Source organism: Enterococcus sp. VV15, assembly GCF_005236045.1.
Classification (GTDB): Bacteria; Bacillota; Bacilli; order Lactobacillales; family Enterococcaceae; genus Enterococcus_B; species Enterococcus_B durans.
In genome coordinates this window covers 36,080-60,528 of the sequence record NZ_QPTY01000014.1, presented here as the reverse complement: position 1 = coordinate 60,528, position 24,449 = coordinate 36,080, and the positions used below count along the sequence as shown (strand labels likewise).

General features: G+C 38.3%; 25 protein-coding genes, 2 pseudogenes and 1 other annotated feature (1 of these 28 cut by a window edge). Of the genes and pseudogenes, 15 read left to right on the top strand and 12 right to left on the bottom strand.

The window, feature by feature from the left end; translation table 11 throughout:
* Positions 1-523: LPXTG cell wall anchor domain-containing protein (locus tag DVW83_RS07015; protein ID WP_137239175.1), on the top strand; the 523-nt coding region annotated here is incomplete at its 5' end.
* Positions 524-859: 336 nt separating this feature from the next.
* Here the strand turns inward: DVW83_RS07015 and DVW83_RS15460 are convergent.
* The 3 genes from DVW83_RS15460 to DVW83_RS07000 all read right to left on the bottom strand — a co-directional run bounded on the left by DVW83_RS15460 (position 860) and on the right by DVW83_RS07000 (position 2,623).
* Positions 860-1,027, bottom strand: a complete 168-nt coding sequence (locus DVW83_RS15460; RefSeq protein WP_224784440.1) for a LacI family DNA-binding transcriptional regulator — start codon at positions 1,025-1,027, stop codon at positions 860-862.
* Positions 1,028-1,217: 190 nt separating this feature from the next.
* The gene (locus DVW83_RS07005) at positions 1,218-1,730 is read right to left on the bottom strand and encodes an LURP-one-related/scramblase family protein (protein ID WP_137239173.1); all 513 of its coding nucleotides are present in this window, start codon (positions 1,728-1,730) and stop codon (positions 1,218-1,220) included.
* Between the two features lie 23 nt (positions 1,731-1,753).
* Positions 1,754-2,623 (bottom strand): Cof-type HAD-IIB family hydrolase, encoded by an 870-nt coding sequence (locus tag DVW83_RS07000; protein WP_005878033.1) that lies wholly within the window; start codon positions 2,621-2,623, stop codon positions 1,754-1,756.
* Between the two features lie 125 nt (positions 2,624-2,748).
* On the opposite strand from DVW83_RS07000, the gene DVW83_RS06995 reads away from it, so the two are divergent.
* The 4 genes from DVW83_RS06995 to DVW83_RS06980 all read left to right on the top strand — a co-directional run bounded on the left by DVW83_RS06995 (position 2,749) and on the right by DVW83_RS06980 (position 5,763).
* Positions 2,749-3,429: a uracil-DNA glycosylase gene (locus DVW83_RS06995; RefSeq protein ID WP_104661113.1), complete on the top strand. Its 681-nt coding sequence runs from the start codon at positions 2,749-2,751 to the stop codon at positions 3,427-3,429.
* A 152-nt stretch (positions 3,430-3,581) separates the two neighbouring features.
* The gene (gene pta, locus DVW83_RS06990; RefSeq protein WP_005878037.1) at positions 3,582-4,562 is read left to right on the top strand and encodes a phosphate acetyltransferase; all 981 of its coding nucleotides are present in this window, start codon (positions 3,582-3,584) and stop codon (positions 4,560-4,562) included.
* A gap of 213 nt (positions 4,563-4,775) precedes the next feature.
* On the top strand, positions 4,776-5,249 hold the full coding sequence (gene tsaE, locus DVW83_RS06985) for a tRNA (adenosine(37)-N6)-threonylcarbamoyltransferase complex ATPase subunit type 1 TsaE (RefSeq protein WP_104661112.1): 474 nt from the start codon (positions 4,776-4,778) through the stop codon (positions 5,247-5,249).
* Positions 5,242-5,763 (top strand): GNAT family N-acetyltransferase, encoded by a 522-nt coding sequence (locus tag DVW83_RS06980; protein WP_104661111.1) that lies wholly within the window; start codon positions 5,242-5,244, stop codon positions 5,761-5,763. Before tsaE ends, DVW83_RS06980 begins: the two co-directional genes overlap by 8 nt.
* Positions 5,764-6,072: 309 nt before the next feature.
* On the opposite strand, the gene DVW83_RS06975 is transcribed toward DVW83_RS06980, so the two are convergent.
* Positions 6,073-6,606, bottom strand: coding sequence for a 3'-5' exonuclease (locus DVW83_RS06975; protein ID WP_016177034.1), 534 nt, complete (start codon positions 6,604-6,606; stop codon positions 6,073-6,075).
* Between the two features lie 219 nt (positions 6,607-6,825).
* Complete coding sequence (locus DVW83_RS06970; RefSeq protein WP_104661110.1) at positions 6,826-7,578, bottom strand: exodeoxyribonuclease III; 753 nt, start codon at positions 7,576-7,578, stop codon at positions 6,826-6,828.
* A 105-nt stretch (positions 7,579-7,683) separates the two neighbouring features.
* On the opposite strand from DVW83_RS06970, the gene DVW83_RS06965 reads away from it, so the two are divergent.
* From DVW83_RS06965 to DVW83_RS06955, 3 genes and pseudogenes are all read left to right on the top strand, one after another.
* A complete protein-coding gene (locus DVW83_RS06965; RefSeq protein WP_104661109.1) occupies positions 7,684-8,610 on the top strand; it encodes a Gfo/Idh/MocA family protein in 927 nt (308 codons plus the stop codon).
* Between the two features lie 70 nt (positions 8,611-8,680).
* A complete protein-coding gene (murB, locus tag DVW83_RS06960) occupies positions 8,681-9,601 on the top strand; it encodes a UDP-N-acetylmuramate dehydrogenase (RefSeq protein WP_005878049.1) in 921 nt (306 codons plus the stop codon).
* Positions 9,602-9,681: 80 nt separating this feature from the next.
* A pseudogene (locus tag DVW83_RS06955) lies at positions 9,682-10,248 on the top strand (GNAT family N-acetyltransferase); the annotation flags it as partial.
* A gap of 233 nt (positions 10,249-10,481) precedes the next feature.
* On the opposite strand, the gene DVW83_RS06950 reads toward DVW83_RS06955, so the two are convergent.
* Positions 10,482-11,285 (bottom strand): hypothetical protein, encoded by an 804-nt coding sequence (locus tag DVW83_RS06950; RefSeq protein ID WP_104661108.1) that lies wholly within the window; start codon positions 11,283-11,285, stop codon positions 10,482-10,484.
* A 270-nt stretch (positions 11,286-11,555) separates the two neighbouring features.
* Here DVW83_RS06950 and DVW83_RS06945 point away from each other — a divergent pair, with 270 nt between their 5' ends.
* On the top strand, positions 11,556-13,070 hold the full coding sequence (locus tag DVW83_RS06945; protein WP_137239171.1) for a flavocytochrome c: 1,515 nt from the start codon (positions 11,556-11,558) through the stop codon (positions 13,068-13,070).
* A gap of 412 nt (positions 13,071-13,482) precedes the next feature.
* Positions 13,483-14,640 (top strand): EndoS/ChiA family endoglycosidase, encoded by a 1,158-nt coding sequence (locus tag DVW83_RS06940; protein WP_104661106.1) that lies wholly within the window; start codon positions 13,483-13,485, stop codon positions 14,638-14,640.
* 71 nt (positions 14,641-14,711) lie between these two features.
* Here DVW83_RS06940 and DVW83_RS06935 read toward each other — a convergent pair.
* From DVW83_RS06935 to DVW83_RS06910, 6 genes and pseudogenes are all read right to left on the bottom strand, one after another.
* Positions 14,712-15,696, bottom strand: a pseudogene (locus DVW83_RS06935) (NAD(P)H-quinone oxidoreductase).
* A gap of 4 nt (positions 15,697-15,700) precedes the next feature.
* The gene (locus tag DVW83_RS06930; RefSeq protein WP_104661105.1) at positions 15,701-16,351 is read right to left on the bottom strand and encodes an NAD(P)-binding oxidoreductase; all 651 of its coding nucleotides are present in this window, start codon (positions 16,349-16,351) and stop codon (positions 15,701-15,703) included.
* 189 nt (positions 16,352-16,540) lie between these two features.
* A complete protein-coding gene (locus DVW83_RS06925; RefSeq protein WP_104661104.1) occupies positions 16,541-17,176 on the bottom strand; it encodes an ECF transporter S component in 636 nt (211 codons plus the stop codon).
* Between the two features lie 16 nt (positions 17,177-17,192).
* Positions 17,193-17,744, bottom strand: coding sequence for a phosphopantothenoylcysteine decarboxylase (gene coaC / locus DVW83_RS06920; RefSeq protein WP_104661103.1), 552 nt, complete (start codon positions 17,742-17,744; stop codon positions 17,193-17,195).
* Between the two features lie 150 nt (positions 17,745-17,894).
* A complete protein-coding gene (locus DVW83_RS06915; RefSeq protein WP_104661102.1) occupies positions 17,895-18,647 on the bottom strand; it encodes a phosphopantothenate--cysteine ligase in 753 nt (250 codons plus the stop codon).
* The gene (locus tag DVW83_RS06910; protein WP_104661115.1) at positions 18,644-19,633 is read right to left on the bottom strand and encodes an acrylyl-CoA reductase family protein; all 990 of its coding nucleotides are present in this window, start codon (positions 19,631-19,633) and stop codon (positions 18,644-18,646) included. Before DVW83_RS06910 ends, DVW83_RS06915 begins: the two co-directional genes overlap by 4 nt.
* 239 nt (positions 19,634-19,872) lie before the next feature.
* Here DVW83_RS06910 and DVW83_RS06905 point away from each other — a divergent pair, with 239 nt between their 5' ends.
* The 5 genes from DVW83_RS06905 to DVW83_RS06885 are packed head-to-tail and all read left to right on the top strand — an operon-like array spanning position 19,873 to position 24,233.
* Entirely contained in the window at positions 19,873-20,415 is a 543-nt protein-coding gene (locus tag DVW83_RS06905; RefSeq protein WP_104661101.1) for a helix-turn-helix domain-containing protein, read from the top strand.
* Between the two features lie 16 nt (positions 20,416-20,431).
* Entirely contained in the window at positions 20,432-21,517 is a 1,086-nt protein-coding gene (locus tag DVW83_RS06900; RefSeq protein ID WP_104661100.1) for an ABC transporter ATP-binding protein, read from the top strand.
* 12 nt (positions 21,518-21,529) lie between these two features.
* A complete protein-coding gene (locus tag DVW83_RS06895; protein ID WP_104661099.1) occupies positions 21,530-22,339 on the top strand; it encodes an ABC transporter permease in 810 nt (269 codons plus the stop codon).
* A complete protein-coding gene (locus tag DVW83_RS06890; protein WP_104661098.1) occupies positions 22,336-23,163 on the top strand; it encodes an ABC transporter permease in 828 nt (275 codons plus the stop codon). The genes DVW83_RS06895 and DVW83_RS06890 overlap by 4 nt, the downstream gene beginning before the upstream one ends.
* Positions 23,160-24,233, top strand: a complete 1,074-nt coding sequence (locus DVW83_RS06885) for an ABC transporter substrate-binding protein (RefSeq protein WP_104661097.1) — start codon at positions 23,160-23,162, stop codon at positions 24,231-24,233. Before DVW83_RS06890 ends, DVW83_RS06885 begins: the two co-directional genes overlap by 4 nt.
* Before the next feature lie 60 nt (positions 24,234-24,293).
* Positions 24,294-24,449: a binding site (T-box leader), on the top strand; it runs 75 nt beyond the window's last position.

The following is a 24,449-nucleotide window of genomic DNA, read 5'->3' as shown; positions in this document are numbered from 1 at the left end:
AAGCAGTACAACAGAACCAAGCACGTCAGATTCAACAAGCAGTACAACAGAACCAAGCACGTCAGATTCAACAAGTAGTACAACGGAACCAAGTACGACAGATCCAACAAGCAAAAATACGACGGAACCAAGTACGTCAGATTCGACAAGCAAAAATACGACAGAACCAAGTACATCAGATTCAACAAGCAGTACAACAGAACCAAGTACGACAGATCCAACAAGTGAAAGTACAACGGGAACCTCAGGAACCTCAGATTCAACCATGCACCGTCACAGCAATGGTGGATCAGTTCCTATGATTGCAGGACAAGATTCCTCAACTAGCAATACAGCTACTGAAATCTTAGCTGATTCAGGTTCTAACAATACGGGATCAATGGATCAAATACAAAATAATAACGACGATTCAACTACATTACCAAAAACGAACAGCACCTCAAATCATTGGTTAGCGGCAGTAGGTATCATAGTGATTATTGCAGTAAGTGGATACTTGATATATAGAAGAAAAAAGTTTTAAAATAGATGCAAAACGAGCCAGATTCAAGAACTGTTCAGTTCAATGAATATGGCTCGTTTTTTAGCTAATCCTTATTTCTTTTCTTGAAAAGTAAGGAAATCTTCGCGAATAGGGGTAAAGGAGTCAAATAACTGGCTATCATCTTCCAATGGAATGCAACCGTGCTCATAATTGCTTGGGAAATAGATTACATCACCGACATGGACGACTTTTGTTTCCATTCGATCAGGATATTTTATACTAAATTTGAATGAACCTTCGATCCAATCAAATTAAGAGAAAAACGAGAATGTAAAGTTGCACAAATCAATTTAACGATCTTTGTATTTTTTTGTTTCAAACTTTTGGCAATTGGATTTGGACGGTAATTGAGTTCCGCAATAGATTCTTCGATTTTTTACGAGTCGTTTCACTCATATATGAAAAACGACCATTTACAAATTGAGAAACTGTACTTTTGGATACTCCAGCCAAAGTAGCGACATCTTTTATCGTTGCTTTCATAGGTTCCTCCAGAAATAAATAGTTATAGACAGTTTAACCAAGAATTTTGGTGTAACTATAAGGGTAGGTAGCGGGTTATTTCGGTACTAGGTCTATTATTAACTATCGTCTTCTGTGAAATAGAGAAGAAATCAGAAAAAAGATAGGACCTTTAACTAATCGTTGCCTAATGATTTTTACATCGTTTCGTTCAAAAATCGAAACGATAAGAAAGAGGCGTATCTTTTCCATTATTCTTGCGATAGAGCCAGTAATCTAATACAGCAGCGATACAGATACAGATTGGTGCATCTTCTTCGACTGGAATATCAAGAACATAATAATCGCCTGTAAAAAGTGTTGCTTTATCCATTGTCATGATTTGCTGATTAAAATGATGGATTTCATACTGATGGTTGTAAATATCTCCTTGTACAGTCCAATGCAAGCGGAGAATGTAATAAAAATCACCCGGCCAATTAAATATTTTTTGCATGGTACCAACTTTTTCAAACTCTTTATAGATTTCAAACCGATTCCCAAAAGTAAGACTGATTTGTTTGATATGAGCGACAAGATTTCCGTTCATTGCATAAAGAGACAAAGCATCACCTTTGGTTCCCCAACGTCCGACCATCAAAAAAAGCGATTTTCCTGCTTCATTTTTGACTACAGTACGCGTGGCACGGCTAAGCTGTTTTTCTTGAATGAAAAATTCTGACATCCTTATCCCTCTTTTCTCGGAAATTATAGGTTTTCTGATATAGCTCTTAAAATCGCTTTGCCGACTCCTGCTTCAAGGTTCGTGTCTGTGATATATTTGGCATATTCTTTCACTTCGATCTCAGCATTTCCCATTGCAAAACTAACACCAGCCGTTTGCAGCATACTGACATCGTTGAAATTATCGCCGATCGTCATCACATCTTCTAATGGTATTCCTCTTTCATGTGCGACATGTGCCACCGCAATCCCTTTTTGGGCATTTTTATGGTTGACTTCAATATTGTTTTGACCAGATGAGGTCACCGCAAGATCACCAAGTTGGCTGATTTCTTTACCAACAGGTCCTAAAACTTGTGGGCCTTCTGTATGGAAACAGATGATTTTCAATACTTCTAATTTTTCATCTGCAAGTAAGTCGCGGATACTGTCTACATAATTGATATGCAATAATTCAAGATTAGCCGAAGCCATCGCAATGGCCATTTTATACGTTAAATGGGGGAGATGAGACGCCACCATTGAAGCAAAGCTTTCAATTCTTTTTGCCTGGTTTTCCGAATAAAGTCCTTGGTTGGTCGAGACTTCATAGTAGATACCGTTTGCATCCAAAATGTCCAAAACAGTAGTTGCTTGTAGGGTTGGTATCGGAACAGTAAACAATGAGTGTCCGTCCTTATCAAATACTTGTGCGCCATTCAGTGTGATCATGGCACAATCAATACCCGCTTCATCTAAGGCCGCGCGAGCTTCTTGGAAGTTGCGACCCGTTGCAACCATAAATTCGATGCCTGCTTCGTTTGCAAAGCGAATTGCTTCAGCGTTTTCCTCTGAAATACTCATATGCGCGTCTAATAATGTACCATCCATATCTGATGCAATTAATTTGATCATAAGTCGAATCTTTCCTTTCTGCTTCTTGTACTTAGTTTACCATATTAGGGGGCAACTGAGGGCGAAGATTACCACTTGTTAAGAAAGAATTTGTGGGTTATCCTGAGTGTTGGAGGTGAAGTATTTTGAAAAAAATCATTCATAATAGTTGGCAAGATGTTCTGGCAGATGAATTTGAAAAGCCTTATTATCACTCATTGAGAGATTTTTTAAAAAAAGAATATAAGACACAAAAAATCCATCCAGACATGTATCATATCTTTGAAGCACTGGAATTGACTCCTTATGAAAAGGTAAAGGTAGTTATTTTAGGACAAGATCCGTATCATGGGGCCAACCAAGCACATGGATTATCTTTTTCAGTACAACCAGGTGTGAAAATCCCACCATCATTAAATAATATCTATAAAGAGCTACAAAGTGATCTAGGTATCAAACCTGTAAATCATGGAAATTTAGTTTCATGGGCCAAACAAGGTGTCTTATTGTTGAATACAGTTTTAACCGTTAGAGAAGGGCAAGCCTATTCTCACCGAGGACAAGGGTGGGAGAGACTAACGGATACGATCATTGAGAAGTTAAATGAACGAGAACAACCAGTCGTATTTATTTTATGGGGTAAACCTGCGCAGGAAAAAATGAAGATGATCGATAGAAGCAAACATATCATCCTTACTTCTTCACATCCAAGTCCTTTATCCGCACATCGTGGGTTTTTAGGTTCAAAACCTTTCTCAAAAACAAATGATGCTTTGTTGGCACTTGGGGAACAACCAATCGATTGGCAACTACCTGAAACAGTGTAATAAAACAGCGCTTTCCTGTTATAGCCCAATTTTTAAGTTATGTGAAATTCTTCATTTTTATTGTGTTTTTGACTAATACAGATAAAATAAACTGTTCTTTTTTTTATGAATAGTGTATGATGAAGACATAAAAAATATCTGGAGGTCATCTTGTGGAATTGTTTGATAGTTTGAGATTCAAAATCGTACGTCGGAGTATTAAAATCGTTTTCCCTGAAGCAACAGATGCAAGAATTTTAGGAGCAGCTGCTCGTCTGAAAGCAGAAGAATTGGTTGAACCTATTTTGATTGGTAGTGAAGAAGAAATTAAAGATGCAGCCCATGCACGTGGTATCAAGACATCTAGTTTTACGATCATTGATCCGAATAATTACGAAAAGTGGGATGAAATGGTTGCAGCTTTTGTTGAACGTAGAAATGGAAAGGCATCCAAAGAACAAGCAGAGAGTATCTTGAAAGATGTCAACTACTTTGGAACGATGCTGACTTATATGGGCGTTGCTGATGGCATGGTATCCGGTGCGATCCATTCAACGGGTGATACAGTTCGCCCAGCTTTACAGATCATCAAGACAAAACCTGGAGTAAGCCGTACAAGTGGCGCAATGATCATGGTACGTGGACGCGACCAAGAGAAATATGTTTTCTCTGATTGTGCAATCAATGTAAACCCAAATGCGCAAGAATTAGCAGAAATCGCAGTAGAATCTGCTAAAACAGCAGAATTATTCGATATCGATCCAAAAGTTGCGCTTATGAGTTTTTCAACGAAGGGTTCTGCAAAAGCCCCAGAAGTAGATAAAGTAGTGGAAGCAACAAAAATTGCGAAAAAATTAGCACCACAATATACGATTGATGGTGAGCTTCAATTCGATGCTTCTTATGTGCCTGGTGTAGCTCAACTGAAAGCGCCTAATTCAGAAGTGGCTGGACAAGCTACTGTCTTTGTATTCCCTGAGTTGCAATCTGGTAATATTGGCTACAAAATTGCTCAACGTTTTGGTAACTTTGAAGCAATCGGACCTATTTTACAAGGATTGAACAAACCAGTTTCTGATTTGTCTCGTGGAGCCAATGAAGAAGATGTATACAAACTAGCAATCATCACTGCAGCTCAAACATTACTTGACTAAGAGTGATAGCACATTTATTCGTCTATTAAAGTAGGCAAGATGCTAAGTGAATCATTGATGAATAGCTAGTTAAAAAAGTTTATTGTTAGTCAAGATATTGGTTATTGGATAGTAGAGAGTTGGGACGAATGTTCCAACCTCTTTTTTTACTTTAAAAATTTTGCTGTACACGATATACTGACAAAAAAGCAGACTAAGGGAGTAATTTAGGAAATGATTGAATTGAATGGATTAGAACAGACAGAAACATTTGCTGGAGTGATCGGGGAAGTTGCGATGGCCGGGGATAATTTAGTATTAACTGGAGATTTAGGCGCAGGTAAAACGACTTTGACAAAAGGAATTGCGCAAGGTCTAGGAATTGACCAAATGATCAAAAGTCCAACGTATACGATCATTCGTGAATACAATCAGGGAAGACTTCCTTTGTACCATATGGATATTTATCGTGTAGCAGCTAGTGGAGCTGATCTTGGCTTAGATGAGTATTTTGAAGGGGAAGGTTTATCCGTAGTCGAGTGGGGTAATCTATTAGAGGAAGCTTTGCCTGAAGATTACTTGGAACTGGTTTTAGAAAAAAGTGATACAGATTTAGAAAAACGCTATGTGAAATTGCATGCATACGGTGAGCAGGGATCAGATTTTAAAAAGCGGATCATGGAGCAGTGGGGGAAAATGAATGACTGAAGAAATCGCATTGATCATCCGAGAAGCAGTTCCTGAAGATGCACAAAACGTATTGGCAATGATGCAAAAGGTGGGACAAGAAACAGATTTTCTAGTCATGGATGAAAAAGGATCAAGTCTAACACCAGCAGCCTTAGCTATTGAAATCGACTACCTCAGAGACAGCATAAATAATCTACTGCTTGTAGCCATTCTAGATGAAACAATCGTTGGAATGATTTCTGTTAGAGCAGCAGAACAATATCGGATTTCCCATGTCGGTGAAATAGGAATCAGTATTTTAAAGGAGTATTGGGGAATGGGACTAGGAACGATGATGCTTGAGGAAGTTTTGTTTTGGGCGAAAGAAAATGGTGTCCTTTTCAGACTAGAATTAGATGTCCAGACACGAAATGAACGGGCAGTCCATCTTTATAAGAAATTAGGCTTCCAAATCGAAGCTACAATGAAAAGAGGGGCAAGGAAAGATAACGGAGAATTTCTCGATGTCTATCGAATGAGCTTACTGATTTAGTGTGGGATAGATAGGGGTATTGAAAAGCCAAGCGAATTTTAGGCTTGATGCAGCCCAGCCTTTTCACAACCTTTATTCACGGTGTTCAAAGACCAACTCCTTGAAATAAGTCTGAATTTTTCAAAACATGAGAAGCAGTTTCGAAAAATCCATTCTTATTGTCGGCGGAGCTGAACGGTCTTTTTACAACCTTACTCTCAGTGTTCAAAGAGCTGACCTTCGGCAATAAGTCAAAAAATCTCAAAACATGGAAAGCTGTTTCGAGATTTTACTTCTTATTGCTCAGGTCAAAGCGCTCTTTTCACAACCTTATTTCAAAGTAACCAACTTCTTCAATGGGTCTGTTCCAAAGTGTTTTTCTTGGTAGAGTAAGATTTCTGCACAGGCACGGCTGTCTTCTAGCGCATCGTGGTGGTTGTTTAGAGTAATGTTTAAATTCTCACACACTGTATTCAATCGATGATTGGGCATTTCTGGGAATAAGCGACGGCTGGTTTTTACTGTACATAACGATAAATAATTAGGTTGTGCCAATCCATAGTAATCTAAACAACCAGCTAAAATTTTTGTATCAAAAGCGGCATTATGCGCCACGACTAAACGGTTCTGTTGGAAATACTTTTGGATTCCTTGCCAGACATCAGGAAACTTGGGCGCATTTCTGACATCTTCCTGGTGGATACCATGTATCTGGACGTTTCGCCAGAAGAATGGTGTTTCTGGTTGGATTAACGTATAATACTCATCGACGATCTGACTGTTTTGAACCATCACTAAGGCTAAAGAACAAGCACTGTGAGCTTGATGATTCGCTGTTTCAAAGTCCATTGCGACAAAATTCATATTCATAAAACCTCCTTAAAATAGCAAGACTAACATATATAATCAATAAATGAAATGGTTAGTTGAAAGTATGTAGGAATGATCGAAAATAAGATAAAAAAACGGTCTTTTCCTAAGTGTAAAGACGAAATATCAGTAGACTAAATTCTCCCAGAAAACAGTTCGCTAGAGAGACTAGCATTTTGCTGTTTTTTGAGAGAATTTATTTTAACAAGTCATTCAAGTTAAATCTAATTCAACTGGGCAATGGTCACTCCCCATGATCGTTGTGTGGATTTTTGCATCTGCTAAACGTGGTGTGAGATCATCACTTGTCAAAAAGTAATCGATGCGCCATCCAGCATTATTTTTTCTAGCATTGAAACGATAACTCCACCATGAATAAACGCCTTCTTGATCAGGATAGAAGTGTCGGAAGGTATCAACGAATCCATTCGCTAATAGATGAGAGAATGCTTCACGTTCTTCCATCGTGAAACCAGCATTTTTTTGATTGGTTTTCCAATTTTTCAAATCAATATTCTGGTGGGCAACATTCAGATCCCCACAGATGATTACAGGTTTTTGCTTTTTCAATTCTTCTAAATAAAGATAAAATGCTTTTTCCCATTCTAGACGATAGTCTAAACGCTTCAACTCACTTTGAGAATTAGGCGTGTAGCAAGTAACCAAGAAAAATTCAGGATATTCTAAAGTGATCAACCGGCCTTCTTGATCGTGAACATCGATACCCATACCATATGAAACATTCAAAGAGGGTTCTTTGGCAAAAATTGCAGTACCAGAGTATCCCTTTTTTTCAGCATAGTTCCAGTATTGATGATAACCTGGTAGATCTAATTCAATTTGTCCAGCTTGCAATTTTGTTTCTTGCAAGCAGAAAAAATCTGCATCTAATTCATTAAAGACTTCAAGAAAATTTTTATTGACGATAGCTCGAAGTCCATTAACATTCCAAGAGATAAATTTCAAATCAATACGCTCCTTTACTTTTATCTTGTGGCTCTATTGTACCTCATTTTCTTTAAAAATAGTGTAAGATAAGAGTAGCTAAATTTTGGCTGGAGGAAAAAGAAAATGAATATTGGAGTAGTAGGTGTAGGAAATATCGCAGAGAAAGCATATCTACCAATTTATGCAAAAAATCAGGGTGAAATCGATTTTTATTTTGCTACTAGAAATAAAGAAACCAAAAAAAGAATCCATGATCAATATGGATTTGAACATCTTTATGACACGATCGATGAATTGATCGAGCATAATCATAATATTGAAGCCTGCATGATTCATGCAGCGACAAGTGTCCATTATGAACTGGCAAAAAAATGTCTTGAAAACAAAATCCATGTATACATCGATAAACCTTTGAGTGTCAATCTGAAAGAAGTGCAGGAATTACAAAAGTTAGCAAAAAAAAACAAAGTGATTTTGATGGTGGGCTTTAATCGCCGTTTTGCGCCGATGGTAGAAAAACTTAAAGCAATCCCTGATAAACGGATCATCCAATTACAGAAAAATCGCGTAGCCGCTCAAGAGACAACAGAATATGTCATTTATGATTTATTTTTGCACTTAGTTGATACTGCTGTCTATTTGTTGGATGAACCAGTCGTGCAAATGAAGTGCCAGATCAAAGAAACAAAAGAATTTTTGGATCATGCGATTTTACAGTTAGAAACAGCAAACCAAACAGCTATTTTGGTCATGGATCTAGTTAGTGGTGCCAATACGGAACGCTACCAAGTGACTAGTCCTAGTGGTACGTATGAAGTCAATGATTTAACAGAGATGGTCATCCAGACAGCGAATGGCGTGGAACTAGAAAAATTTGATGATTGGGAAAATACGTTGGTCAAACGCGGGTTTGAGCCCATGGTCCAGTCATTTTTTGCACAAATAAAAACAGGCGCAATAAGAAGCGAAGGGTTACGGCAAGAAAACATCTACCAAAGTCACGCTCTTTGTGAAGAAATGTTACGGAAACAAATCAGACACCAGATGTGAGGTAGACTGGTAAGTTTGTTTTAAGCGTGATAAAATGATGAGGACGTTTGAAAAGAAAGGAAAATCCTCAGTGAATAAAGAAGACTTAGTTAAAAATTTACCAGAGATTGATCTGTTGTTTGATGAACCGTTGATGAATTATACCTTTACAAAAACAGGTGGACCAGCGGATGTGCTTGTTTTTCCGAAAACAAAAAATGAAGTAAAAGAAGTTGTTGATTATTGCAGAATCCATGATCTACCTTGGTTGGTACTAGGTAATGCCAGTAATTTGATCGTTCAAGATGGTGGAATTCGCGGTGTAGTCTTGATGCTGACGGAAATGAAGGCAATACGAGTGGAAGGCTCAATGGTCGTTGCAGAAGCAGGGGCCAAATTGATCGATACGACATATGCAGCGCTTGATGCTTCTTTAACAGGGTTTGAATTTGCTTGTGGAATACCAGGAAGCATTGGCGGAGCCGTGTACATGAATGCAGGTGCTTATGGTGGCGAGATCAAAGATGTCTTTGCAGAAGTAGATGTCTTGTTGGCTGATGGGTCCATGAAAACATTGTCGAATGAAGAGATGGCCTTTTCTTATCGTCATAGCGCTATTCAAGAGTTGAATGGGATCGTCTTAGAAGCAAGATTTCAATTGACAGCTGGTGATTTTGAAACGATCAAAGGCCGAATGGTGGAGTTGACAGAATTGCGTCAATCAAAACAGCCGTTAGAATATCCATCTTGTGGTAGTGTGTTCAAGCGTCCAGTAGGGCATTATACCGGACAATTGATCCAACAAGCTGGTTTGCAAGGATTAAAATGGGGCGGCGCTCAAATTTCTGAGAAACATGCAGGGTTTATTGTCAATATCGATCATGCCACAGCTACTGATTATACCGAGTTGATTGCGCATATCCAAGAAGTGATCAAGGAAAAATTCGATGTGACTTTGGAAACAGAAGTACGCATCATTGGTGAAAAAAAGAGTATAACAACACGCGGGTAATTATAAGTAAGAGCAGCTAGTAATCAAAGTTGCTCTTTTTTATTACAAAAAAGAAGAAACGAATGAAAGGGAGTGAAGGGATGTTAGACAAACAAGTACCTTACGCAGAAATTTGGATGGTCCGTTCTATCGATACAGAAGTACCTTCTGTTCTATTAGCAGACGGATATCATTTTGAGTATTATCAGCCAGGAGATGAAAGCGATTGGGTAAGAATTGAATGTGCAGTCGGAGAGTTTGAGAATGAAAAAGAGGGTCATATTTATTTTCAACGTTCATTTGCGCCATATCCGGAAGAGCTTAAGAAGCGAATGCTGTTCGTTGTGAATGATCTGGGAGAGAAAGTTGGAACTTGTACCGCATGGTTCAAAGAGCGTTTTGACGGGACTTACCCACTTTTCCACTGGTTGGCTGTTGTCCCTGAGCATCAGGGGAAAGGGTTGGCAAAAGCTTTGACAGTAGAAATACTTACTCTTTTCCAAAAAGCAGAACTACAACGGCCTATTTACCTGCACACGCAAACTTGGAGTCATCCAGCGATCAAGTTGTATCAAAAATTAGGATTTTCACTTCTTTCTGAAAATTTTGATGGTAGTGAGAATTCAGATTATCCATTAGCAATGGAAGTTTTGAAACGGCTAGAAAAGGAAAAAGGATGGAAGAAAAATGTAATCTCAAGGAGTGAGAAAAAGATGCAAGAAAACTATTTTTCCACTTTTCTCATAATATCGGTTGTTTTTTTTTTTGAATAGTTTATGATCGTTTCTGTGATTTACTTCAACAAAGAGGGCAAGACAATTTCATTTTTATCTTAACCTCTTTGTGTAGTATTCAAAAAATATGTGTAATCGCTGATGTATCAAAGCACTTTACGAGTGTATCACTTGGCTTTTCTAGGAATAAAGTTCCTGATAAAGGTGAATTTCCGATAGTCATTGCGACTATAAAGATAGCCAAAGATACTAAAGGTCAAAGCACCAATAAAGTTGACAAATAGGTCCTTCATCGTATCCATGATACCGATATCTAAATAGCCACCGGAAATGACAGTTGTTTCAGTTTTTCCAGCATCATTTTTGTATTCGATCTCGGTTTTTTCAATATTAGGGATGGTGTGAACAGTATTTCCATCTTTACTGAGTTCTACACTATTTATTTGTTGAACAAGTGTGTCCTTTTGCATATCTAATTGGAATAAATGATCGGCTGAGAATTCAACAAATTCCCAAGCGACACCAACGGTCATTGAAAAACAAAAAGAAACAATAGCAAGAAGCAAAGGGGTCAAATTCATTGTTTTTGTATTTTTGTTGAGTAAATAGACCAATGAAAAACCTACTCCACCAGCTAAAAAGCCGCTTAATGCATGAAGAAATGTGTCCCACATAGAAAAATACCCATAAAAATCGCTCAATTCACCTAAAACTGTCGAACTAAAAATAAAAGAAATTAAAATGATTTCTAACATATTAGGAATCTGGATCTTAAGTATTTTTTCTAAGAGATAAGGTATTTCAAATAAAACTAAAGTGAGTAATAACAGAAATGTATTACCCATGTTTTGTTGGATCAATTGATCGACTAACATGATTGTGACGATGGCGCGTAAGAGGATATAGATACCGTGGGTGACTCTGCCAGCAGTTTTTGTACCATTCATAAAAAATCGTTTAATATAATTCATCATTTAACTCCTTCACGTATACTAGAGATTATACTAGTTATCAAGAACGAACCACAACTTTTTGAACTGGATACAGCAAATATTAGTTGAAAGAGAGTCAAGTGACAAATTTGTTCGAAAGGAAAAACCAACGAAAAATGGTCGATAGGAAAGCTTTTTATTCACATTAATTATTTTTTAGCCTGATTATCAAGAAAAATTAATAATATAGTTGATATTGTGAAAATATTCACTTATCATAAGAGGGAAGAATTACTTTAGGAGGGAAAAATGAAAAAAGTAGTAAAAAGTTTAGTGGTTTTGACATCCGTGTTGGCAATGGGAGCTTGTAGTCCTGATAAAAAGGAAGCCGCGACTTCATCAAGTACGAAAGCAACAGAGAAAACAGAAGCTACATCAGGGGCATCGGAACAATCCTATACAGACCCAACAGAAATGAAAAAAGTGTACGATATCGTTATCGTTGGTGCTGGTGGTGCGGGGATGTCGGCAGCAATCGAAGCGAAAGATGTTGGATTAAATCCTGTTATTTTTGAAAAAATGCCAGTTGCTGGTGGAAATACGTCTAAATCATCAAGTGGTATGAATGCGTCAGAAACAAAATTCCAAAAAGAAAATGGAATCAATGATTCAAATGATGCTTTTTATGAAGAAACATTAAAAGGAGGCGGAGGAACAAATGACAAAGAACTTCTTCGTTATTTTGTTGATCACTCAGCCGATGCAATCAACTGGTTAGATCAAAATGATATCAAGTTAGATAATTTAACGATCACAGGTGGAATGAGTGAAAAAAGAACGCATCGCCCATCTGATGGCTCAGCAATTGGTGGCTACCTTGTCGAAGGATTACTAAAAAATGTCCATGAAAGAAATATTCCGATTTTTGTAAATACAGATGTCACTGACATCAAAGAAAACGATGGAAAAGTCAATGAAGTGACTGTCCAAGTCCAAGGAGAAAAACCTAAAGATATTACTGGTAAAGCAATTATCGTAACTACTGGCGGATTCGGTGCTAATGAAGAATTTATCAAAAAATATCGTCCCGATCTAGAGGGCTACGTTACCACCAACCAATCCGGTTCAACCGGTGACGGAATCACAATGATCGAAAAATTAGGCGGACAAACTGTTGATATGGATAAAATTCAGATCCATCCGACGGTTCAACAAGATGAAGGTGTCTTGATCGGAGAAGCGGTTCGTGGCGAAGGGGCAATCTTAGTCGACCAAACAGGAAACCGGTTTGTCAATGAGTTGGATACAAGAGATAAAGTATCTGCTGCTATCACAGTTTTACCAGAAAAATCGGCATATCTGATTTTTGATCAAGGTGTGAGAGACCGCGCGAAAGCAATTGATTTTTATGAGAAAAAAGGCTATGTGATTTCTGGAGAAAGTATCGAAGAATTAGCAGAAAAAATGAATCTTCCAAAAGAGGATTTGTCTCAGACGATAGAAACTTGGAATACAGCTGTTGTGGCGAAAAAAGATGAACAATTTAATCGGACAACAGCGATGGATCATGATCTGTCACAACCTAACTACTATGCAATCAAAATTGCTCCAGGAATCCATTACACAATGGGAGGAATAAAAATCAATACGAATACGGAAGTATTGAATAAAGAAGAACAACCAATAACAGGGTTATACGCTGCGGGTGAAGTAACCGGCGGACTACATGGAAATAACCGTATTGGCGGTAATTCAGTCGCTGAGATCATTATCTTCGGTCGTCAAGCTGGGATACAAGCAGCAAAATATGCAGCTGAAAATTGAGATAAAAGTTTTAACTCGCTCGTTGAGGAAGAAGGAATTTAAGTTCCTATATAAGAATCCACTGTAAACGAACGAGCTAATTAATTTCTTTATTATTGCAAGATAGCAAGCCGTAAGTCACGAATCTGGTTTTAGCCGTTTTTGTGATTTACGGCTTATTTTAATACCTTAATTCAGGATATGAAGAAAGCAAATTAGCAATAAACAAGTCGCTATGCTTCATTCGGTTCGAAAAATATGAAAGTCTAAATTTGTTGCTGAATGTTCTTTTTTTCCAAAAATATTTTTTCTTTTTTTTCAATAATTCCCTATCGGTTTACTAGAAATTTTTATATAATTAATTCAGAAAGCGTTTTCTTTTTGCCGGTGTTTTTTTGCAAGGTAGTTGGACTTATAAAATAGGAGGAATAAAATGCAGCTTTATATGTTACTTTTACTGACTGTAATGGGTACATTAGTTTTTTCTACAAAAGTATCAGCGCAAGTCCAGAGTGGTTCTCCCAAGATGATGGTCTATTATCGTGCTTGGCGAGATAAAGAAATGAAAGGTGTTAATACTAGTTTGACAGATGAAAATTGGTTATCGATGGAAGATATTCCTTATGGTATTGATATTGTGAATATTTTCAGTTACGTTCCTGAAGGACAAGAAGCTGCTGCGGCACCGTTTTTCAAAAAATTAAAAGAAAGCTACGTACCAACTCTTCATGCCCGTGGTGTGAAATTAACGAAAGCAATCGATTATTCTGTGTTATTGAAAATACCATATAGTGGTACTTTTCCGACGGAACAAGAATTTGACACATATGCGAATCAACTATTAGATGAACATGTCCGTGCCTATGGTATAGATGGTTTAGATATTGATATGGAGACATTCCCTAGTCAAGCTGATATTGCTTTGTCTGATGGAGTGATTCGAGCATTAGCACGTTATATCGGACCATCAGCAAATAATAATACCGTTTTTGTTTACGACACGAATGGTTCAAATGCAGGTCCATTACAAAATGTCGCCGAACATTTTACCTATTTAGGATATCAGCAATATGGCTCTGATGCAGGTAGAACAGCAAAGGCAATCAATGACTATGCAAAATTGATTCCCAAAGAACGATTCATGCCTGGACTGACTTTCCCTGAAGAACAAGATCATAATCGTTGGTATGATACAGGAGAACCATACGAACAAAGTAATTTGTACAAAGTAGCGAAGTATACGGCAGAAAATCATCTGTACGGGATGTTCCTTTACGCATTGGATCGGGATGGTCGTACGTATAATGAGTATGACTTGAATCATGTCATTCCTTCTAATTTTTTATGGACGAAGACAGCAATTCTAGAAGCGAAAGGCTTTACCTTGGAGCAAGCGAAAAAGATAGCGAACCACCACTGGAAGCGTATAGGGAACAACGCTTTGAATCAAGCAGTTGTGGAAGAAAAAATCCACCAAGCAAAATCAATCTGTGAAGTAAATAAAGTATTACTAGGATCAAGTGAACACTTTGGAACGGATGGGGTGAGTACTGAGTATGATCCAATTTACGAATGGTCATTGATGAATTGATCGATTGGAACTAAAACAAAACCAGCAAGTCGCGACCTGAGAGGTAACTGTTTGCTGGTTTTTGTGTTTTTTTATGATTGAATCGTTAAAATGATTTTTCCAATGTTTTTATTGGCTTCCATATATTCATGTGCTTCTTTCACTTGATCAAGAGGAAAAGTACTATCTATGATCGGCTTTACTTGACCATCTGAAAGATAAGGGCCTACATTGTCCATGAATTCTTGAGTCAATTGTGCTTTATAGGAATCGCTACGGGGAGTTAACAAAGTGCCTACCAGATGCACCCGTTTTGAGATCAATGTGCCTAAATCTATTTCTGAAACGATGGTGCCGCCTAGCATGCCAATCAAGACCCATCGGCCATCAACGGCGATCGAAGCGAGATTTTTTTTGCCAATAAGAAGCACCAATAAAATCTAAAATGACATCCACGCCTCGACCGTTCGTTATTTTTTGAACTTCTTTTTCAAAGTCTTGAATTTTATAGTTGATCAGTTCATCTGCGCCCAGTTCTTGACAAAAAGCAAGCTTTTCGGTTGAACCAGCGGTAACGATCACTTTTGCCTTCGACAATCGTTTAGCTAATTGAATGGCTGCTGTACCGACACCACTAGCGCCTGCATGGATCAATACGGTTTCATGTTCTTGCAGTTTTCCCAACCAATAAAGGGTCTGGTAAGCAGTAAGAAACACTTCGGAGATTCCAGCGGCAGCCACGTAATCTAAAGAGTCGGGAAGCAAAATTGCTCGATCAGCAGGCATGACAGCATATTCGGCATAGCCTCCTAAATTAACTAAGCCGCAAACCCGTGTTCCAGGTGTGAACTTGCTGTCTGCACTCTTGTTCTCAATGACCTCACCTGCAACTTCTACGCCTAAAATGGGATAAGGCGGTTCTTGATCTGCTGATTCCCGGCGCATGATATCGGTCCGATTCACTGCTGCAGTGTGGACTTTGAGCAAAAGCTGTCCTTTTTCAGGGCGTGGTTTGGGTGCATCGATTTCTTGAAGGACATCGACTGCTCCTGGTTGTTTGAATGTTATTGCCCGCATAAAATTATTCCCCCTGATGCCAGTTTTTAAGAGTACTTGAAAGGTCATCATTGCCTTCAGATACTACGATCGTTGTTTTTTTGATTTCTGGTTGGTCGACCAAAGCAGTCAAAACGGCTGCAACAGTTTTGCGACTGATTGTTTCAGCAGTTTCTTCCGTTGGTTTGGCTAGTTGAACGGGTGTCACTTCCTCGTCGTTTGTCAATGAAACAGGCTGGATAATGACATAATCCAAAGAAGTACGATTCTTGAGCCATTCGTCTGCATAATGTTTCGTGATGTAGTAGTCGATCATCGATTCTGGCCATTTGTTTCGATCATCTGCAAAGACAGCACTGATCATCAAATAACGGGATACATTGGTAATTTCTGCTCCGATCATTGTTTTGATTGCGCCATCTAGATCAACTTGTAAAAGATTTTTCCCTTGAGAACCAGCGGTGAAAATCAACACATCACTCCCTTTAAATGACTGTGCCATTTCTTCAGGAGTCCATGTTAAATCGAAAGAAACATAGCTGACATTCGAATCCTTTACAAGAGATTGAGTTGCGACATCTCTGACACCAGCAACGACTTGATGTTTAGAGGATGCAAGTTCTTTTATTAAGTGGCGGCCAATTTGTCCATTGGCACCTACGACAAAAATTTTCATTTTAATCTTCCTTTCTTGTAGCAATCAAAACAATGATAACACTAATTTGAAATTTTGTTAGATTTGAACTCTTAAAATATCGGTGGTTTTTTAGTAGATTTGGTAGCTGATTTTACTTATAAAATAAAAAGCTTGTTCATCCGTAAAGAGAAGGGTCTCTTATAAAGATAAACAAGCTTTTGTATGCGACTAGATCTTTGGTTGTGGATTCATACGGATCAAACGAAGCAATACGCTGCAAACACCTGCAGTTGCGAGTCCTGCAACGATGGCTTCCGGGACTCCACTGGTGAAAATAACCGCTAGAACAGCAGAATAAACAGCGTTGATATTTTTGCCGATCACTTGAGCATAGTCGTGCTGGAATAAGAAATAAATCATGTTCATCACTAGAATCGTATTCACAAGTGATCCTGCTAGACCAGCAATAAAGAGTGAAACAGTATTGACTTTGTTTTTGATCAGTTTTTGCATTCCTTTAAAGACGAAGTAAGGAACGACCCCAATAAGGATCCGTGGGATAAAAGCAATCAGCAATGCTTTTAAACTGCCATGATCTGTGCCAATCACTGGAATGAACGGCGAAAAAACAAATGATAAAGGTGTTTGTACTACCGTGCTACGAATCATACTGATCAAGCCGAAAGTCCCGCCTAAAAAAGCACCTAAACGAGGTCCAAGAACGATAGAAGCAATGATCACAGGAATATGCATTGTCGTGGCATTGATGGGTCCTATGGGAATAAAGCCAAGTGGCGTTACAGCTAGTAAAATCAAAATTGCTAGAAACATAGCAGTCAATGTAAAGTTCTTTGTATTTTTCATGATTACTCCTTTTGATTTAAATCGTTCTGTTGTTGATTGTCGTAACGACTTGATCGATGATCACTTGAATATCCGCAAGTGCACCTTTACCAAAATCACCACAAGCCAATAACGATTCTCTAGGTTCGATTTCTTGATAGCCCACCGATTTTAGAGTAGCTAGATTCTTTTGATTGATCGGATTTTGATACATATTGGTATTCATAGCTGGTGCAATCAACTTTGGTGTTTTAACAGGTAGTGCCATTGCGACAGTTGAGAGCAGGTCATCTGCGACTCCATTGGCTAGTTTTCCTAGGATATTCGCAGTTGCAGGAGCAATCAATAATAAATCTGCATGTTTTGCTAACTCGATATGATTGATGACACTCGGTTCTTTTTCTTGCATAACATCAGTATGTACTGCACGTTTTGATAAGGATTGTAAGGTAAGCGGAGTGATAAAGTGCGTACTGCTTTTTGTCATGATCACATCAACTTGATAGCCAAGTTTCACGAGTTGGTTCGTAATATCTGCACTTTTATATGCGGAGATACTGCCAGTAATGCCTAAAAGTATTTTTTTCATGGTTCATTCTCCTTTTTGTGAATCAAGATGTCTTCTATTTTAACAAGCGTGCAAAAGGTGTCAACAAGTTGATTTTTTCTGAGGACCCAACATATCTTTTTAGAAAACTAATGAAATAAAAAGAATGCAGGTCCTTTTTACTGAAAATATCTAGCTTGATCCATCAGAAATATTCGTTTGGCTGATCGTCTGTACGATCAATTCAGCGATTTCTTGTTTTGTCTGAGCTTCTTTGACTTCGCCATTTGCTGAAAGCAAATAACCATGGTGAGATTGCCCCGTGATTTCTGTGAGATCATTTGCCAATATATAGTCTGTGCGATTCTTTAGGATACTTTCTTGAGCGACTGCTAACAATTGTTCTTTTGAAACATCAACTAATAGCTTGAAGCCGATGATTTTAGCTGTTGGCTGCCACTCACGTAGATAACTGATAATTTTTGGCGTTTTTTTCAATACGATCACTAAATGTTCTGTATTAGAAGAAATCTTTTCATCTTGCTGAGGCACATTTTCTTGTGTCATGAACCACTCAGGAAGAGTATCAGGTGATAGTGGCTCTTTCGTTATCGATGTAGCCAATTGTTCTTCTGAAAGGCTAAAAGCTGGAGTGAAGTCACTAACTGCCATGCTATGGATGATTGCATCATAGGTATTATTTTTCAATAATTCCTTTAAAACCGTAAAGAGTTCTAGTGTAGATTCAATCAAGTGCAACTTGATTTTTTCATGGGTTTCTGGTTTCACAGCATTTGCGGTTGTAACATAGTCGATCCTCGCAGAAGAAGATTGTACAAAAGCTTCAGCAATCGTTTTTCCAAGGCGACCAGTGGAATGATTCGTGATCGATCGGACTTGGTCGATTTTTTCGTTAGTACCACCAGCAGTGATCAATATCTTCATTTTTGCCCACCTACATTTACTAAAGTTCGTCCTTGATGTGTGCCAGACAAAAGCTGTTGAGTGATTTCTGGCAGCTCTTCAAGGGAAATCTCTTTGACACGTAGGACATCTGTAATGGCCAAATTTGCTAATTGTTGCCAAACTCGGTTACGATCAGCGTGGGGAACATTTACCGAATCGATCCCAATCAATTGGATATTACGTAAGATAAACGGTAAAACAGTTGTTTCAAGTTTTATACCACCGGCATTCCCACATAAAGCGGCTGCCCCATTATAGGAAATCAGAGGAAGAAGTTTCGCCAATTGAGCCCCGCCTACTGTATCGATCAGATAGTCGATCTGTTGTTTACCCAAAGGTTTTGTTTTTTCTGGTAAGAACTCTTCTGGGGAAACAACTTCTGTTGCACCTAGATCAGTTAACCAATCTGTCGTTTGTTGTTTCCGTGTCAAAGCAATAACAGAAGTAAAGCCAAGTTGATGTAATAGAGCAATAGCTACACTGCCAACGCCACCAGTAGCACCACTAACAACGATTTTATCTGTTTTATTCATCCCTTGTTCGATTAGTGCATTGACACATAAAGAAGCTGTGAGACCGGCTGTGCCTAAGATCATTGCTTGGCGGGAAGTCAAGTTAGCTGGCAGTGGAACGATCCAGTCTGCTGGCACTTTCTGATATTGACTGTACCCACCTGGATGAGAAACTCCAAGTCCATAGCCTGTGACAAGTACAGGGTCACCTGACTGATAGCGTTCATCTTGACTTTCTACAACGATGCCCGCCAAATCGATGCCTGGCGTCATAGGGTAAGAGCGGATCACACCACCTGATTCACTACTTGCTAGTGCGTCTTTGTAATTGACATCTGAGTATTCTACTTTAATAAAGACTTCACCGTCTTCTAGGAACGGCTTTTCTTGTTCAACGATAGCGGAATGGAAGGTAGGCACATTCTCTATTTGAAGCGTTTTAAATTTATCCATGTATGCGACTGTTCCTTTCAAAATTTTCTTTTATCATACCATAAAGTTCTCCTTTTTATGGGTATTCACTGTGCTTTTATTACCAAAAAAAAAGAAATTTAGTAATTGGGAAAATCCTAGACTTTTTTGAAGAATTTTTTTGTAAAAAGGGTTGTCTTTTTAACTAAAATTTGTATACTAGTACGAGTAATAGTAAACTCTGTGTTTACTATTAGAAAACTTCAATGAGGAGGAATGAGATGGAGATTGGTGATAAGCTAAGGAATCTACGGATCCAAAAAAATTTGACTCAGGAAGAATTAGGCGAACGGACAGATTTGTCCAAAGGTTATATTTCTCAGCTGGAACGAGATTTAAGTTCCCCATCAATGGAAACTTTTTTTTCTATTCTTGAAGTACTCGGTGTGACACCTGAAGAATTTTTCCATCAAGATACTGTGAATCAGCAAGTGGTTTATTCAAAAGAAGACCACACGATTTATCAAGATGAGGAAAATGGCTACGAATTAGAGTGGCTTGTATCAGATTCAAATGAAAAAGAAATGGAACCTGTCTTATTGACTTTTGAAAAGGCAGGAGAATATAAAACATTCGAACCTTCACGATCAGAAACGTTTATTTTTGTGCTGGAAGGGGAATTAGAGTTAAGCTTAGGAGAGAAAAAATACGTAGCGCAAGCAGGACAATCAATCTATTACCAGGCAACAAAGCACCATCAGTTAAGGAATCATCAAACGAAACGGACCAAAGCATTGATTGTTGCTACACAATCGTATTTGTAATTTAGGAGGTTAAATAGTGGAAAACCCAATTATTTCATTTGATCAAGTAGTGAAACGCTACGACGATGAATCAATTTTAAAAAATGTAAGTTTCGAGATCGAACAAGGAAAATTTTACACATTGCTTGGTCCTTCTGGCTGTGGTAAAACAACGATTTTAAGAATCATTGCAGGCTTCACGGAAGCGACAGAAGGCGATATCTATTTTGAAGGAAAAAGACTAAATGACTTGCCAGCCAACAAGCGCCAAGTAAATACGGTTTTCCAAGATTATGCGTTGTTTCCACATATGAATGTCTTCGATAACGTTGCCTTTGGTTTGAAAATCAAGAAAATGAATAAAGGCGAAATCGAAAAAAAAGTAAAAGATGCGCTGCGGATGGTCCAACTACCAGGATATGAAACCCGTGAAATCAGTGAAATGTCCGGTGGTCAAAGACAAAGAGTTGCAATCGCCAGAGCCATCGTGAACGAACCTAAAGTCTTATTATTAGATGAACCACTGTCTGCATTGGATCTAAAGTTGCGTACAGCGATGCAGTATGAATTAAGAGAATTACAACAACGATTAGGAATCACCTTTATTTTTGTGACTCACGACCAAGAAGAAGCACTAGCGATGAGTGATGAGATCTTCGTCATGAATAAAGGGAAAATCGTGCAAAGTGGAACCCCAGTCGATATCTACGATGAACCAATCAGTCATTTTGTTGCGGATTTTGTTGGAGAAAGCAATATCGTCAATGGGGTGATGATCGCAGACAATTTGGTGGAGTTTGTTGGTAAACAATTTGAGTGTGTGGATGGTGGGATGCGCCCTAATGAACCAGTAGAAGTGGTATTGCGCCCAGAGGATCTGACAATCACAACTCCAGGTAAAGGGAAACTAGGCGTGACTGTTGATACACAACTCTTCCGCGGCGTCCATTACGAGATCATTTGTTACGATGAACAGCAAAATGAGTGGATGGTCCACTCCACAAAGAAAGCCAAAGAAGGTAGTCAAGTTGGCTTAGCTTTTGAACCAGAAGATATCCATGTGATGCGTTTCAACGAGACGGAAGAAGAATTCGATGCTCGTTTGGAGAGCTATGAAGAGTAAGGAGGGACAATAATGAAAACAATGCGTAGAATCTATTCAGTCCCTTATATCTTATGGTTAGGATTGTTTGTTATTGCGCCAGTTTTGCTGATCATTTATCAATCTTTCTTTGATATGAACGGTCAGTTCACTTTAAGTAACTATGCCGCATATTTTACGTCAGGTACTTATTTATCAATGACACTTAATTCAGTTTGGTATGCTTTTTTGATCACTTTTTTTACCCTTATCATCAGTTATCCAACTGCCTATTTTTTAACTAAACTAAAACATAAGCAACTGTGGTTGATGTTGATCATCTTACCGACATGGGTTAATTTATTATTAAAAGCGTATGCCTTTATTGGAATCTTTAGTATTCATGGAAGTGTCAACCACTTTTTTGACTTTTTAGGAATTGGACCAAGGCAGATTTTGTTTACAGACTTTAGTTTTTTATTTGTAGCTACTTATATAGAAATTCCTTTTATGATCATGCCGATCTTCAATGCGCTAGAAGAAATGAATCCTTCGTTGATCAGTGCTAGTCGTGATCTAGGAGCAAATAATTTTGAAACATTCCGTCGGGTCATTTTTCCATTATCTTTAAACGGTGTGAAGAGTGGTGTGCAAGCTGTGTTTATCCCATCCTTGTCATTATTCATGCTGACTCGTTTGATTGGCGGAAATCTAGTGATCACACTAGGTACAGCAATCGAACAGCATTTCTTGGTAACCCAAAACTGGGGAATGGGCTCAACAATCGGCGTTATTCTAATCATTGCCATGTTTATCGTTATGTTACTCACGGGTGAGAAGAAGAAGGGAGGCCGTTCACGATGAAAAAAATCAAATGGTCTTATCTTTACCTAGCAATTGTTTTTCTGTTGTTATATCTGCCGATTTTTTATTTGATTTTTTATTCCTTCAATGCTGGTGGCACGATGAACAGTTTCACTGGTTTTACGTGGGAAAATTACCAAGCAGTCTTTGACGATACGCGATTGATCACCATTGTACTGAACACGTTTATGTTGGCTTTTTTATCAGCTTTGATTGCGACGATCATTGGAACATTTGGCGCAATGGGCATCTATTACACGAAAAAAAGGCAAGCAAGAACGGCTCTGCTAAGTATGAACAATATTTTACTCGTTTCACCGGATGTCATCATTGGTGCTAGTTTCTTGATCTTCTTTACTTTACTAGGATTTGGCCTAGGATTTCAAAGTGTTTTACTCTCACATATTGCTTTTAGTATCCCTATCGTTGTTCTGATGGTATTGCCGAAGCTACAGGAAATGAATGATTCGATGGTTGATGCTGCAAGAGATTTGGGTGCCAATAATCTACAAGTTGTAAAAAATATCATCTTGCCGTTTCTTTCACCTGGGATCATTGCAGGCTATTTCATGGCTTTTACGTATTCACTAGATGATTTTGCAGTAACCTTCTTTGTTACTGGGAATGGCTTCACGACCTTATCCGTAGAAATCTACTCACGCGCGCGCCAAGGAATCAGTCTGGAAATCAACGCATTAAGCGCACTTGTTTTCCTATTTTCAATGATTCTTGTAATTGGCTACTATTTTATTAGCAAAGAAAACCGTCCGAAAAAATTAAGAAAGAACCGTCGCGGACGTGAGGAGGTGGCACGTTTACGATGAAAAAATTACAATCATTATTCATTGGTATCCTAGTCATCATCCTGGTTTTGCTTTTTGGCGTTCGTCAACTAGAGAAAGCCAGCGGGATGAGTGGTGCTAAGATCGTCACGATCTACAACTGGGGGGACTACGTTGATCCTAGCTTGATCACTAAATTTGAACAAGAAACTGGATACAAAGTCAACTATGAAACGTTTGATTCAAATGAAGCAATGTTCACGAAGATCCAACAAGGGGGAACGAATTATGATATCGCCATCCCTAGTGAATATATGATCCAAAAAATGATCAAAGAAAAACTTGTGCTACCGTTAGATCATACAAAAATCAAAGGGTTAGCAAACATTGATGATCGCTTCTTGAATCAGGATTTTGATCCAAACAACACCTATTCCGTCCCTTATTTTTGGGGAACATTAGGTATCGTTTACAATGATAAAATGTTCAAGGAAAATGAGATCAAACATTGGGATGACTTGTGGAAACCAGAATTGAGAGATAGCTTGATGCTGATCGATGGCGCACGAGAAGTAATGGGACTTTCATTAAATAGTCTTGGCTACTCATTGAACAGCAAAAACAGAGATCAGTTAAATGAAGCAGCCAACAAGTTGAACCAGATGACCCCTAATATCAAAGCAATCGTTGCGGATGAGATCAAAATGTATATGATCAATGAAGAAGCTTCTGTGGCAGTCACTTTTTCCGGTGAAGCTGCAGATATGATGTCTGAAAATGAACATTTGCATTACGTGATCCCCTCAGAAGGCTCAAATCTATGGTTCGATAATATCGTTATGCCGAAAACAGCTAAGAATAAAGAAGGTGCCTATGACTTTATCAACTTCATGTTAGAACCAGAAAATGCAGCGCAAAATGCCGAATATATCGGTTATTCAACACCAAATAAAAAAGCGAAAGCATTATTGCCAAAGGAGATTTCTGAAGATGAACAATTTTATCCTTCAGACGACACGATCTCCCACCTAGAAGTTTATGAAGACCTTGGACCAAAATATCTAGGCATCTATAATGACTTGTTCTTGGAATTCAAAATGTATCGGAAATAAGCGCAAGAGCCTATAAAAATTGACATTTTTTTGAAAAATGTTATCCTGATATCAATCAAATAACATCCGTTGAGAAGGAAAGTAAGTAATCAAGTCGTTTTAAGAGAGGCTTCGTTTGGTGAGAGAAGCTAAATAAAAGATTAGTGAAAATGACCTTTTAGGATTTTTGTCGATACGTAGGCAAAAACGAAGAAGTCTCCCGTTAACGAGACCACT